Raw genomic sequence first — 12,623 nt, forward strand, 5'->3', positions numbered from 1 at the left:
AAGCAGCAGCACCCTCCATGACCCCCGTTCTCCTTTTCGTCCTCGGCGTTGTCTTCGTGGCGATCGGCATCGCTGCCTCCATCGCGCTCCACGAAGTGGGCCACCTGGTACCGGCCAAGCTCTTCAAGGTGCGGGTCACCAAGTACATGATCGGCTTCGGCCCCACGCTGTGGTCCCGGCGGAAAGGCGAAACCGAGTACGGGATCAAGGCCATCCCGCTGGGCGGCTACGTGTCCATGATCGGCATGTACCCGCCCAATAAAGAGGATGGCTCCGTCCGCCCCTCCAGCACCGGAATGTTCCAGACGCTCGCAACGGAAGCACGCTCCCTGGCGCACGAGGAAGTTGGCCCGGGCGACGGGAACCGGGTCTTCTATCGGCTTCCGGTGTGGAAGAAGATCATCGTCATGCTTGGCGGGCCGGCCATGAACATGGTCCTTGGCCTGATCCTCACCGCTGTCCTGCTCATGGGCTTCGGCATGGCAACGGCCACCACCACCATCTCGGACGTATCCAAATGCCAGGTGGCAGAGGGCGAAACGGTGGACCCGGATTCTGCTGACTGCCGGCTGACACCGGCCGCCGCGGCGGGCCTTCAGCCCAACGACACCGTCACCTCCTTCGACGGCAAGGCGGTCACCAGCTGGGACCAGTTGACTGAATGGATCCGCGCCTCCGCCGGCCGGGAAGTGGAAATCACCGTGGAGCGGGACGGCGCCTCCGTTTCCACCACCGTGACGCCAGTCCTGTCCGCCCGGCCAATCATCAGCGCCGACGGCCGGCAGGCAACGGACGACGCCGGCACCCTCCTCTACCAGGACGTAGGCTTCCTGGGCATTGGCGCGCAGACGGAACTGGTGCCGCAGCCGGCGTCGTCCGTCCTTCCGATGGCGGGGGAGAACATCCGCCAGGTGGCCGGCGTCATCTTCAACCTGCCGGCCCGGGTGGTGGGCGTGGCGAAGGCGGCGTTCAGCGAGGAACCGCGGGACCCCAATGGGCCCATCAGCGTGGTGGGCGTGGGCAGGGTTGCCGGCGAAGTGGCCGCGATGGAAGAGATACCCGTTCAGTCGCGGGTGGCCACCCTGATCGGCCTGCTGGCCGGACTCAACTTCGCGCTGGCCGTTTTCAACCTGGTCCCGCTCCTGCCGCTCGATGGCGGCCACGTTGCAGGAGCGCTCTATGAAGGTGCCCGGCGCCAAGTGGCAAGACTGTTTGGCCGGCCGGATCCGGGGGCATTCGATATCGCGAAACTGCTTCCCGTCACGTACGTCGTGGCCGCCCTGCTCATGGGAATGAGCGCACTGCTGATCTACGCCGACATCGTCAAGCCCGTGAACCTCTTCGGCTGACCTATCAGCCGTTTCCGGCTGATTTCAGCGAATCAGCTAATTTCGATTGATTGGCAGCGATCAGCCGTTTACGGTTGAACCATGTACGTCCTCACGATTGACCAACGTGGCAGCACCTCGGATGTGGATCGTGTGCCGGAGCTCATCTCCGACCTGGCAAGGCTCACGTCCGCCACCTTTGAACGCTCCGTAGGTGACGAACTCCAGGGCGTGCTGGACTCCGCCGAGCAGGTGGTGGATGCAGCACTGCATGCGCTGCGCGGCGGGCATTGGTACGTGGGGATCGGACTGGGAGTTGTGCAGCTTGCCCCTGGCGCCAGCCCGCGCGAGGGCTCCGGCAGCGCCTTTGTGGCGGCGCGCAAAGCTGTGGAACTGGCAAAGGGCGCGGCCGGCCAGGTTCCGCTGTCAGTGGTGGCCGGCACGATGGGCGGTGATACCCGGACCCCGGCCCAGGAAGGGGACATGGCCAGCGCACATGCCCAGGCTGTGCTTCGCCTGATTGGACGCCTCGTGCAGCAGCGGACCCCGGCCCAGTGGCGCGTCGTAGACCGGCTGCGCGCCCTGGAGGGCGGGGCCGGCCGGCATGGTGGCCAGAAACAAGTCGCAGGGGAGCTGGGAATTACGGAGCAATCCGTGAGCCGTGCCGTGCTGAGGTCCGGCTGGCAGGAAGAATGGGCTGCCAGGCCGGCAGCAGCCATGCTCCTTGACCATGCCCACGCCCTGGTGGCTGCCGGCGCCCGTGCCCAAGGCACCCGCACTGAACGTGCCCAGACCGAAGGAGACCGATGACCGCATTCTGGATAGCTGCCGCCCTGCTGCTGGCCGGGTTTGCCGGGTGGCCTGTCACGGCGCTCGTCTTCAAGCTCGCCCGCACCATCGACGACAAGGCCGATGCCGCGAAGGCGGCGGAACAGGCGCGCAGGACGGCCGAGGATCCCGCCGCGGATGTCACGGTGGACCCTGCCGCCGGCCACCGGCCGGACACGGCCCACCAGAATGTGGACGGTGAACTCACCGCGGACCCCGGCCGGCCGGCGTCGGGCGCTTCGCCTGCCGAACCGGCGGTCCCCAGCCAGCGGATCCTGCGCGGCGGGGCCATCATCGGCATCCTGGAGCGGCTGGGCGTGTGCCTTGCGATCCTCACCGGCCAGCCGGTCGCCATTGCCTACATCGTGGCCATCAAGGGCCTTGGCAGGTTTGCCGAGCTGAAGGAGACGCCGGTAGCGGCCGAGCGCTTCATCATAGGCACCCTGGCATCCATGCTCTGGGCCGCAGGCATCGCCGCTGTCACCAAGGTCCTGTTCCTTACCTAGCATCCCGCTGCCTTGGCGTCCCGCTGCCTTGGCGTCCCGCCGCCCGTCCGCCGTCCACCCGTCCTCCCGCAGGGCCGGACAGCTTCCGGGATGGGTGGTAGGGCAGGCATGGCGATAGGGTAGCGGTATGACAGTTTTTGCCGTTGAGTACGTTTACGCCGCCGATTCCACCGAAGCCCGGAACGAGGCACGGCCCGCCCACCGCGAATGGACCGGCACCCTTGCCCAGGACGGAGCAATCCTGGCCAGCGGACCCTACGGTGACGGCGCAGGCGCGCTCCTGATCTTCAAGGCAACGGACGAAGCCGCGCTCAACTCGATCCTGAAGCAGGACCCGTTCGCTGCTGCCGGAGTCATCGCCGGAATCCGCATCACTGAATGGTCTCCCGTCACCGGCATGCTCGCCGGGCTCACCGCCTAAGCCGTTTCCACTTTTCACCTTTTAGGAGTCCACGTGACCTCGGTCAGCCTGGGAATGCCGTCCGCCCCGCCACCCGTCCTTGCCCCCCGCCGCAAGACGCGCCAGATCAAAGTCGGTTCCGTCGGAGTTGGCTCCGACTATCCCATCAGCGTGCAGTCCATGACCACCACGCCCACCACTGACATCAACGCAACCCTGCAGCAGATCGCTGAGCTGACCGCATCAGGGTGCGACATTGTGCGTGTTGCCTGCCCCTCCGCAGACGACGCCGAGGCGCTGCCGATCATCGCCCGGAAGTCCCAGATCCCGGTCATTGCAGACATCCACTTCCAGCCGAAATACGTGTTTGCCGCCATTGAGGCTGGTTGCGCCGCCGTCCGCGTGAACCCCGGCAATATCCGGAAGTTCGATGACCAGGTCAAGGAAATCGCCGCTGCCGCGCGGGACCACGGCACGTCCATCCGCATCGGCGTGAACGCCGGTTCGCTGGAGCCCGGGATCCTCAAGAAGTACGGCAAGGCCACCCCCGAGGCCCTGGTGGAGTCCGCCGTCTGGGAGGCGTCTCTGTTCGAGGAGCATGGTTTCCACGACTTCAAGATCTCGGTCAAGCACAATGACCCCGTCATCATGGTGGCGGCCTACGAGATGCTGGCGGAGAAAGGCGACTGGCCCCTGCACCTCGGCGTCACCGAGGCCGGCCCGGCGTTCCAGGGAACCATCAAGTCGGCCACGGCCTTCGGCGCGCTCCTGTCCAGGGGCATCGGCGACACCATCCGGGTTTCCCTTTCGGCCCCGCCGGTGGAGGAAATCAAGGTTGGAAACCAGATCCTGCAGTCCCTCAACCTGCGTCCCCGCAAGCTCGAAATCGTCTCCTGCCCCTCCTGCGGCCGCGCCCAGGTGGATGTGTACACCCTTGCCGAGCAGGTCACTGCCGGGCTGGAAGGAATGGAGATCCCGCTCCGGGTGGCCGTGATGGGCTGCGTGGTGAACGGGCCGGGCGAGGCGCGCGAAGCCGACCTGGGTGTTGCATCCGGCAACGGCAAGGGCCAGATTTTTGTGAAGGGCGAAGTCATCAAGACTGTCCCCGAGAGCGCGATTGTTGAGACACTGATCGAAGAGGCCATGCGTATCGCGGAAGAGATGGGGGAGGCCGATGGCGAAGATGCTGTCAAGGGTAGCCCCGTGGTTAGCGTCTCGTAGGGACATTCCTGATCCGCCCGGGCTCTCCGTCCGTACATTGGACGGCCAGGACACGGCGGCGCTGAAGTCGCTTGCGCAGCAGGACCCGGTGGCCAATGTGTTTATCCTTGCCCATTTGCGGGCTGTCGGCACAGCGGCGCCCACCAGCGGGGGCGCCGGGATTATCGGAGTTTTCGACGACGGCGTGCTGGTGGGTGCCTGCTGGGCGGGCGCCAATTTGGTGCCGGTCCAGCTGGACCCCGCATTGGCCGGGGCAGTCGCCGGCGCAGCAAACAGGTCCGGGCGCCGCTACGCCTCCGCTTTCGGGCCGGCACCTGCCGTGCTGGCCATCTACGCCGAGCTCCTGGAGCTTGGGCACCGGGCGCACGAGGTCCGTGAGGACCAGCCCCTGATGATCATCGACGGGCCGCCGTCCGTGGAACCAAACCCCGGGCTCGGGCTGGGGAGCCTCGCGGACTTCGACCGGATCCTTCCTGCCTGCGCCGCCATGTTCGAGGAGGAGGTGGGGTACTCGCCCTACCTCGGCGGCCGGGAGTTCTACAGCCGCCGCGTGGAGGGCCTCATCCGGCAGGGCCATTCCCTGGTACACCTCAACGAGGCCCAGGAGGTGGTGTTCAAGGCCGAACTCGGGGCGGTCACCTCCGAGGTCACCCAGGTTCAGGGTGTCTGGATGAATCCGCTCTTCCGCGGGAAGGGGCTCAGTTCCGGCTACATGTCTGCGGTGGTGGAGCATGCCCAAAAGGTGGCACCCATCACCAGCCTGTACGTCAACGGCTTCAACGTCCGGGCGCGCTCAACCTACGAACGCGTCGGTTTCCGGCAGGTAGGAACGTTCGCTACAGTTCTCTTTTAGCTGGCCATCGCCTGCTTGAATCTGAATATTGGGGGAAAAATTGAAGACGTCCGTGCTGGGAACCCTCGCGGCCACCGCGTTGCTCGCCATGACAATCACTGCCTGCGGCGGTACGTCCGCCCCGGCCACCGGCTCCCAAGCCGCCACGGGCGCCCCGGCGGCAACCACAGCCTCCGCCCCCACCCCAACACCAACCCCCACCCCGAAGGCCTACACGGCTGAGGAACTGTCCGCGGTCCTGGCACAGTTGCAGGACTCCAGCGGCCGGAAACTGTCCGTCATGGCCAGCTCCGACCTCGCCGGGAGCATCGAACAGGGCAAAGCCCTCATCGCATCCATGGACGTCCAGCCCGCCGAGTGCAAGGAAATGGCCGCCTCCACCGGAGTGCCCGCCCTGGACGGCGTCGTCATGGCAGCGGGCCAGAGCCTGGACGCCGCGGCCGGCTCAATGACCATGCTGACACTCGCGACGGGCCTTGACGAAGCGTTCGTCGCCGGAACCGCCGCGCAGGAGCAGCAGCTCGCGGCCTGTTCCGCCATGACCATGACCGTGTCCGGCGTGACGGCGGACGTCACGCTGACGCCGCTGGACGCAGTGGGCACCATTCCGGGCACTCTGGCCTTCCGCACGGACACATTCCTGCCGGACGGCCAGGTGCAGTCCGTGATCACCGCCCAGGCACTGCAGCAGGGCGTGTTGTTCACAGCTGTCGCCGCCGGCGGCGAGAGCGAGGCGGAAGCTGTAGCCCGCACCGGTGCGCTCCTGGACTCAGCGGCGGCCCTGCTCAAATAGGTCGCCGGTGAGATACCGCTGCACGTTCGGGGCGGCCAGCCGGACCACCTCGTCCTGCCCGGCAGACGCCAGAGGCTCCAGCCGGACCACGTAGCGGACCATCATCAGTCCCACCATCTGGCTTGCCACCAGGTCTCCGCGCAGTGCCACCTCCGCAGGCTGCCCCGGTACGCCGGCCATGATGCGGCTGATGATGGTCCGGCCCACCATCTCCCGCAGGAGTGCCGTCTTCGCACGGGATCCGAGTGTCCCGCGCAGGAACGCCACCAGGCTCGCCTGTGCGGGGCTTTCCCACAGGTGCAGGACGGTACGCACGAGCAGCTCGGCCCGCTGGCCAGGGTCCGTATCCGCCACTCCGCGAAGCACCTCCTCCGGATCGGCCGGCAGCTCCACGCTCAGGGCAAAAAGTTCGTCCTTGCCCTTGAAGAAGTGGTGGATCATGGCCGGGTCGACACCTGCCGCACGGGCAACCTGGCGGAGGCTTGTCCCCTCGAAGCCATGTTCGGCGAACAACCGCCGGGCGGCGTCGAGAATGTTCTCACGGGATACGGCGGCGCCGCGCCGACGTCCCCGCCTGGCCATGGCGCCGCCTTGTCCGGGGGACGTCACGCGCTGCGCCTTCGCAGGGTCAATGCTGCGAGCACCAGCACCGCCAGGACAATGGCGGCCATGATGCCGGCATCCTGCCAGAGTTGTTCGGTGGCCTCCGGATGGGCCGCGATTTCCTGCAGGGCGTCTACGGAGAACGTCAGGGGAAGAACATTGGACACTGATTCCAGGACGTCATTCATCCGGTCCCGGGGCACGAACAGTCCGCAAAGCAGGATCTGGGGGACCACGACCACCGGCATGAACTGCACTGCCTGGAACTCGGTCCTGGCGAAGGCCGAACACAGTAGCCCCAGCGCCACGCCCAGCACGGCGTTGATCACGGCGATCATGACCACGTAGCCCGTCGGGCCTTCGATGTCCAGGTTGAAAATCCAGTAGGCCACGGCGGTCGCCACCATTGATTGCAGGGCCGCCATGATGGAAAACGCCAGGCCGTAGCCGAAGAGCAGGTCGGCTTTGTGCACCGGTGTTGTGAGCAGCCGTTCAAGCGTTCCGGAAGTCCGTTCCCGGAGCATCGTGATGGAGGTGACCAGGAACATCACCACGAAGGGGAAGATCGCCAGCATCATGAGGCCCACCCGGTCGAAGGTGCGCGGCATTCCCGGCGGAAGCACCTCATTCTCGAAAAGGTAGTAGACCGCCGTGAGCAGAAGCGCCGGAACCACCAGAATGAGGGCGATGCTCCGCCGGTCATGGCGCAGCTGGTCCAAAACGCGGCCCGCGGTGGCCAACATCATCCTGGCATCCATTACCGTGCACTCCTGTCATTTCCAGCGCCGCGGAGCCCCTGGTGCCTGCCCGGGTCCCCAGGCGGCGGCTGGTCCCCGTTGCCGCCACCTGATTCGCGGATGATGGACAGGAATGCCTGCTCCAGGTCACTGCTGTGTCCGCGCCTGCCCAGCTCCTCCGGAGTCAGCTGCGCCAACAGCAGGCCCTCGCGAAGAAGCAGCAGCATGTGGCAGTGGCTGGCCTCTTCCATGACGTGGCTTGACACCAGGAGGGTGGTTCCAGCCTCCGCCATGGACCGGAACCTGCTCCAGAGGTCCGCACGGAGCACCGGGTCCAGTCCCACGGTGGGCTCGTCCAGCACCAGCAGCCTGGGGCGCGCCACCAGGGCGCACGCCAGTGAGGCGCGGCTGAGCTGGCCTCCGGAGAGGCTTGCCGTCTTCTGGCGGGCCTCCCGTTCAAGTCCGACGGCGGCGATTGCCTCTGCCGCGTCGGCCTTGCCTTTCCGGTGCATGGCACCGAAGTACCGGACGTTGGCTTCCACCGTAAGGTCCGGATACACGCTCGGCGACTGGGTCACGTAACCCACCCGGTGCCGCAGTATGGGATTGCCCGCTGGCATCCCCAGGACCTGCACTGTCCCGGACGCGACAATCTGGGCCCCCACAATGGCGCGCATAAGAGTTGTCTTGCCGCTGCCGGATGGTCCCAGTAGCCCAGTGATCCGGCCTGCAGGCACGGTGAAATCCAATCCCCGGAGGACCTGCAGCCGGCCCCGTGAGACCATCAGCCCTGAGGCGGCCACGGCCGTGGAAGAATCCGGAAGTTGTGGTCGGGTTGCCGCGTGGGACATGGCCGCCTCCGCCGTCGTACAGGCTGCCCGGACCTTGCTGGACCAGAGAATTCACCACCTGATGAATTAAAGCTAGGCACCGCTGTGCTGCCGGTCAATGGGGCCGGTGCCGAAAAAATACTTGTCAACGTGCGCGCCATCACATAGGTTCGATCTAGCTGCGCTGGAGTGGTTTGGGCGGTCTCACCAGTCCTCACCAGTACTTGGGCGATAACGGCGTTGAGCCACGCCCGGATGCGATGACCAGCCTCAACTGGGGGGCCAGGGGCTTTGTTATTCCGGGCGTGGCTCTACTGTGTCCGGGGCCGGATGTGTCCCGCCGGTGCCGGCCGCAGTCGGGACCGGGCGCCGGGTGCCGGTAGATTAGTACCCAGACGAAAATTGTCCGGCCCTGCTGATCCAGCACTTCTCCAGAAACGGATACCACCCGTGGTCCTAAGACTGTCCCAGCTTTTCCTGCGCACCCTGCGTGAAGATCCCGTCGACGCCGAGGTCGCCAGCCACAAGCTCCTGGTCCGCGCCGGGTACATCCGCCGCGCAGCCCCGGGCATCTACACCTGGCTTCCGCTGGGTCTCAGCGTCCTGCGCAAGGTCGAGGACATCATCCGCGAAGAAATGGCGGCCATCGGAGCCCAGGAAGTCCACTTCCCGGCGCTGCTGCCCCGTGAGCCCTATGAGGCAACCAACCGCTGGACCGAATACGGCGAGGGCCTGTTCCGCCTCCAGGACCGCAAGGGCGCTGACTACCTCCTGGCCCCCACGCACGAGGAAATGTTCACGCTGCTGGTAAAGGACCTGTACTCCTCGTACAAGGACCTGCCGCTGAGCCTCTACCAGATCCAGAACAAGTACCGTGACGAGGCCCGTCCCCGGGCGGGCCTGCTGCGCGGGCGCGAGTTCATCATGAAGGACTCCTATTCCTTCGACGTGGACGACGCCGGCCTGGACGCCAGCTACGCCGCGCACCGCTCCGCCTACCTGAAGATCTTTGCCCGGCTTGGCCTGGAGGTTGTCCCCGTCGCGGCCACCGCCGGCGCCATGGGCGGTTCCAAGAGCGAGGAATTCCTGTACCCCACGGAGATCGGCGAGGACACCTTCGTCCGTTCGGCATCCGGGTACGCAGCCAACGTCGAGGCCGTGACCACCGTGGTCCCCGACGAGATCGACTTCAGCGACGCTCCCGCGGCCCAGGTGCTCGACACCCCGGACACCCCCACCATCGAAACCCTGGTGGCGGCATCCAACGAATTGGCCCCTCGCAGCGAGGCCGACGGCGGCGCCTGGACTGCCGCCGACACCCTCAAGAACGTGGTTCTCGCCGTCACGCTGCCCACCGGTGAACGCCAGCTTGTGGTCATCGGCCTGCCGGGTGACCGCGGCGTTGACCTCAAGCGCGTGGAGGCCAACATCGGTTCCTTCCTGCCCATCGCAGGGGAGATCGGACTGGAAGCAGCTAACGACGACGACCTCAAGAAGCAGCCCCTTATCGTCAAGGGCTACCTCGGCCCTGGCCTGACCTTGGACGAACCGCTGCTGGGCAGCGAAAGCTCCACCAAGCTCCTCTACCTGGTGGACCCCCGCGTCGTCAGCGGTACCACCTGGATCACCGGCGCCAATGAAGCCGGCAAGCACGTCTATGGCCTGGTGGCCGGACGCGACTTCACCTGGGACGGTGTCATCGAGTGCACCGAGGTGCGCGCCGGCGATCCCGCGCCAGACGGCTCCGGCCCCCTTGAAACGGCCCGCGGCATCGAAATGGGCCACATCTTCCAGCTGGGCAGGAAGTACGCCGAGGCCCTGGACCTGAAGGTCCTGGACCAGAACGGCAAGCAGGTCACGGTGACCATGGGCTCCTACGGCGTGGGTGTTACCCGGGCGGTGGCAGCGCTGGCCGAATCCAACCACGACGCCAAGGGCCTGGTCTGGCCCCGTGCCGTTGCGCCTGCGGACATCCACGTGGTGGCCGTCGGCAAGGGTGAGGACATTTTCGCCACTGCTGAACAGCTGTCACTGGACCTTGAGGCAGCAGGCCTGCAGGTCATCTTCGACGACCGCCCCAAGGTATCGCCGGGCGTGAAGTTCGGCGACGCGGAACTGGTGGGCGTCCCCACCATCCTGGCGGTCGGCCGCGGACTGGTGGATGGCGTGGTGGAGATCAAGGACCGCCGCACGGGTGAAGCGGAAAACGTGGCGGTTGATAAGGCCGTTGACTACGTGGTCAACGCCGTCCGCAACAGCTGAACCGCGGCAGTGGAATTTGGGCTTGAATCCCTCCAACTGACAACGCTGCTCCTGCTGGTGCTGGCCGGCTTCGCGGCCGGCTGGGTGGATGCCGTGGTGGGCGGGGGCGGGCTGATCCAGCTCCCCGCCCTCCTGCTGGTTCCCGGCATCACGCCGGTGCAGGCGCTGGCGACCAACAAGCTGGGGTCGATTTTCGGAACGGCCACCAGTGCCACCACGTACTACCGCCGGGTGGGGCCGGACTTGAAGACGGCCCTTCCCATGGCGGTGATCGCGCTGGCGGGAAGTTTCGGCGGGGCAGTGCTCGCGGCCACCTTGCCGGCCAACGTCTTCAAACCCATCATTGTCGCGGCCCTGGTCGCCGTCGCCCTCTTCACGGCGCTTAAGCCCGACGTCGGCGACATCACCGCGCTGCGCCATGACGGCCACAAGCACTATGTGGTGGCCTGCCTGATCGGCGCGGTCATCGGCTTCTACGACGGCCTGATCGGACCGGGCACGGGGTCTTTCCTGGTCATCGCGCTGGTCTCGGCCATGGGCTACGCCTTCCTCGAGGCCAGTGCCAAGGCGAAGATCGTGAACATGGCCACCAACGCCGGCGCGCTGTTGTTCTTCATGCCGCACGGTTCCATCCTGTGGGGGCTTGGCCTGCTGCTGGGCGCGTCCAACATGGCGGGCGGCTATCTCGGTGCCAGGACCGCCGTCAAGCAGGGGAGCCGGTTTGTGCGCATCGTCTTCCTGGTGGTGGTGGCTGCCCTCATCATCAAACTCGGCTACGACATCTGGCAGGAAAACTTCGCCTGACCCGGCTCGCCCAGGAGTGGTTCCGGGCCCCTCGTGGCAGGGTGTTGCCGGGCGTAGCATGCAGGTATGCCCCGGGGTGATGCTGACTACTCCCGTGCACTGGCAAGGGCCGTGCACCACTCCACCGCCTGGCTGCACAGCCTTGCCGACCGCCCGGTGGGCCCCAGCCGCACGGCGCACGACCTTGGTGCCGCCTTCGGGGGCCCCTTGCCGCGGCAGGGAATGCCGGCCGAAGAAGTGATTGATTTCCTTGCCCGGAACGCAGAACCGGGGCTGATGGCCATGCCGTCCGGCCGGTTCTTCGGCTGGGTCATCGGCGGCACACTGCCGGCGGCACTTGCCTCGGACTGGCTTGTCAGCGCCTGGGACCAGAACGCCTGCTTCCGCTACGCCACCCCCGCCGCCGCGGCAATCGAGGAAAGCGCGGGCGCCTGGCTGCTGGAGTTGCTGGGCCTGCCCCGTGAGTCCGACGTCGGATTCGTCACCGGCGCCACGATGGCGAACTTCACAGGGATGGCGGCCGCCCGGTGGCGGCTCCTCACCGACGCCGGCTGGGACCTGGACCGCGACGGGCTGGCCGGGGCTCCGCGCATCCGCTGCTACGTGGGCCGGGAACGGCATGACACCGTAGATCTCGGGTTGCGCTACCTGGGGCTGGGGCAGCCGACGGCAGTAGCGGCCGACCGCGAGGGACGCTTGATTCCTGCGGCGCTGGATGCGGCGCTGGCTGAAGGCGGGGGACCGGCGCTGGTCTGCCTGCAGGCCGGCAATGTGCACTCCGGCGCCTTCGATCCGTTTCCCGAGGCGATCGCCGTCGCAAGGAAGCACGGAGCCTGGGTCCATGTCGATGGTGCGTTCGGGCTGTGGGCGGCAGCAGCACCCGGACTGCGGCACCTGACCAGCGGATACGGGGAAGCGGACTCCTGGGCGACGGACGCGCACAAGACGTTGAACGTGCCCTACGATTGCGGGATCGCCATCGTCCGGGACGCAGCCGCGCTGCGCTCCGCCATGGGCCTGCACGCGAGCTACCTGGTGCATGACGCTGAAGGGCCCGGCGATCCGTTCGAGAAAGTGCCTGAGCTTTCCCGGCGGGCACGGGGCGTGCCGGTCTGGGCTGCGCTGAAAAGCCTCGGCGGGGATGGTGTGGCAGCGCAGGTTCACGGGTTGGCAGCGGCTGCCTCCGACATCGCGGCCGGGCTGGCCGTGCTTGATGGCGTCGAGGTACTGAACGACGTCGGCTACACCCAGGTGTGCGTGGCCTTCGGCGACGACCACACCACCCGCGCGGTCACGGCCCGCATCATCGATGACGGCAGGGTGTGGATGTCAGGGTCCCGCTGGCACGGCCGGGACATCCTGCGGATCTCGGTCAGTAACTGGCAGACGGCCGGAGAAGACGTCGGCACCGCCGTGGCGGCCGTCGGTTCAGCTTTTGCCGCAGTCCGCAGCGGCTGA

The 12,623-nt window shown here is 66.7% G+C and carries 13 protein-coding genes; 10 read left to right on the forward strand and 3 right to left on the reverse strand.

Annotated elements, in window-relative coordinates; genetic code table 11:
* Nucleotides 1-17 precede the first annotated feature (17 nt).
* From ACJJV6_RS15035 to ACJJV6_RS15065, 7 genes are all read left to right on the forward strand, one after another.
* Complete coding sequence (locus ACJJV6_RS15035) at nucleotides 18-1,349, forward strand: M50 family metallopeptidase (protein ID WP_407709330.1); 1,332 nt, start codon at nucleotides 18-20, stop codon at nucleotides 1,347-1,349.
* A gap of 81 nt (nucleotides 1,350-1,430) precedes the next feature.
* On the forward strand, nucleotides 1,431-2,138 hold the full coding sequence (locus ACJJV6_RS15040; RefSeq protein WP_407709331.1) for a MarR family transcriptional regulator: 708 nt from the start codon (nucleotides 1,431-1,433) through the stop codon (nucleotides 2,136-2,138).
* Nucleotides 2,135-2,662 (forward strand): hypothetical protein, encoded by a 528-nt coding sequence (locus ACJJV6_RS15045; protein WP_407709332.1) that lies wholly within the window; start codon nucleotides 2,135-2,137, stop codon nucleotides 2,660-2,662. Before ACJJV6_RS15040 ends, ACJJV6_RS15045 begins: the two co-directional genes overlap by 4 nt.
* A 127-nt stretch (nucleotides 2,663-2,789) precedes the next feature.
* Nucleotides 2,790-3,083: a YciI family protein gene (locus ACJJV6_RS15050; protein ID WP_009357860.1), complete on the forward strand. Its 294-nt coding sequence runs from the start codon at nucleotides 2,790-2,792 to the stop codon at nucleotides 3,081-3,083.
* 33 nt (nucleotides 3,084-3,116) lie between these two features.
* Nucleotides 3,117-4,283, forward strand: coding sequence for a flavodoxin-dependent (E)-4-hydroxy-3-methylbut-2-enyl-diphosphate synthase (gene ispG / locus ACJJV6_RS15055; RefSeq protein ID WP_009357859.1), 1,167 nt, complete (start codon nucleotides 3,117-3,119; stop codon nucleotides 4,281-4,283).
* A complete protein-coding gene (locus ACJJV6_RS15060) occupies nucleotides 4,246-5,136 on the forward strand; it encodes a GNAT family N-acetyltransferase (RefSeq protein WP_407710513.1) in 891 nt (296 codons plus the stop codon). The genes ispG and ACJJV6_RS15060 overlap by 38 nt, the downstream gene beginning before the upstream one ends.
* 40 nt (nucleotides 5,137-5,176) lie before the next feature.
* On the forward strand, nucleotides 5,177-5,929 hold the full coding sequence (locus ACJJV6_RS15065; RefSeq protein ID WP_407709333.1) for a hypothetical protein: 753 nt from the start codon (nucleotides 5,177-5,179) through the stop codon (nucleotides 5,927-5,929).
* Here the strand turns inward: ACJJV6_RS15065 and ACJJV6_RS15070 are convergent.
* From ACJJV6_RS15070 to ACJJV6_RS15080, 3 genes are read right to left on the reverse strand one after another with little or no spacing between them, the layout of a single operon-like run.
* On the reverse strand, nucleotides 5,906-6,511 hold the full coding sequence (locus tag ACJJV6_RS15070) for a TetR family transcriptional regulator (protein ID WP_035752660.1): 606 nt from the start codon (nucleotides 6,509-6,511) through the stop codon (nucleotides 5,906-5,908). The genes ACJJV6_RS15065 and ACJJV6_RS15070 overlap by 24 nt on opposite strands.
* Before the next feature lie 23 nt (nucleotides 6,512-6,534).
* Entirely contained in the window at nucleotides 6,535-7,278 is a 744-nt protein-coding gene (locus ACJJV6_RS15075; RefSeq protein WP_035752658.1) for an ABC transporter permease, read from the reverse strand.
* Between the two features lie 11 nt (nucleotides 7,279-7,289).
* A complete protein-coding gene (locus ACJJV6_RS15080; protein ID WP_407709334.1) occupies nucleotides 7,290-8,120 on the reverse strand; it encodes an ABC transporter ATP-binding protein in 831 nt (276 codons plus the stop codon).
* Nucleotides 8,121-8,549: 429 nt separating this feature from the next.
* On the opposite strand from ACJJV6_RS15080, the gene ACJJV6_RS15085 reads away from it, so the two are divergent.
* The 3 genes from ACJJV6_RS15085 (at nucleotide 8,550) to ACJJV6_RS15095 (ending at nucleotide 12,623) form a co-directional block, all read left to right on the forward strand.
* On the forward strand, nucleotides 8,550-10,361 hold the full coding sequence (locus tag ACJJV6_RS15085) for a proline--tRNA ligase (RefSeq protein WP_133349948.1): 1,812 nt from the start codon (nucleotides 8,550-8,552) through the stop codon (nucleotides 10,359-10,361).
* A 9-nt stretch (nucleotides 10,362-10,370) separates the two neighbouring features.
* Complete coding sequence (locus ACJJV6_RS15090) at nucleotides 10,371-11,165, forward strand: sulfite exporter TauE/SafE family protein (RefSeq protein WP_407709335.1); 795 nt, start codon at nucleotides 10,371-10,373, stop codon at nucleotides 11,163-11,165.
* 66 nt (nucleotides 11,166-11,231) lie between these two features.
* Nucleotides 11,232-12,623, forward strand: coding sequence for a pyridoxal phosphate-dependent decarboxylase family protein (locus ACJJV6_RS15095; RefSeq protein WP_407709336.1), 1,392 nt, complete (start codon nucleotides 11,232-11,234; stop codon nucleotides 12,621-12,623).

The organism is Arthrobacter nitrophenolicus, from assembly GCF_045833485.1.
GTDB classification, from domain to species: Bacteria; Actinomycetota; Actinomycetes; order Actinomycetales; family Micrococcaceae; genus Arthrobacter; species Arthrobacter nitrophenolicus.

Bases quoted from the DNA above. Each gene is read 5' to 3' on its own strand.
- ACJJV6_RS15035 (WP_407709330.1), top strand. From the start codon at position 18: ATGACCCCCGTTCTCCTTTTCGTCCTCGGCGTTGTCTTCGTGGCGATC.
- ACJJV6_RS15040 (WP_407709331.1), top strand. From the start codon at position 1,431: ATGTACGTCCTCACGATTGACCAACGTGGCAGCACCTCGGATGTGGAT.
- ACJJV6_RS15045 (WP_407709332.1), top strand. From the start codon at position 2,135: ATGACCGCATTCTGGATAGCTGCCGCCCTGCTGCTGGCCGGGTTTGCC.
- ACJJV6_RS15050 (WP_009357860.1), top strand. From the start codon at position 2,790: ATGACAGTTTTTGCCGTTGAGTACGTTTACGCCGCCGATTCCACCGAA.
- ACJJV6_RS15060 (WP_407710513.1), top strand. From the start codon at position 4,246: ATGCTGTCAAGGGTAGCCCCGTGGTTAGCGTCTCGTAGGGACATTCCT.
- ACJJV6_RS15070 (WP_035752660.1), bottom strand. From the start codon at position 6,511: ATGGCCAGGCGGGGACGTCGGCGCGGCGCCGCCGTATCCCGTGAGAAC.
- ACJJV6_RS15075 (WP_035752658.1), bottom strand. From the start codon at position 7,278: ATGATGTTGGCCACCGCGGGCCGCGTTTTGGACCAGCTGCGCCATGAC.
- ACJJV6_RS15080 (WP_407709334.1), bottom strand. From the start codon at position 8,120: ATGTCCCACGCGGCAACCCGACCACAACTTCCGGATTCTTCCACGGCC.
- ACJJV6_RS15095 (WP_407709336.1), top strand. From the start codon at position 11,232: ATGCCCCGGGGTGATGCTGACTACTCCCGTGCACTGGCAAGGGCCGTG.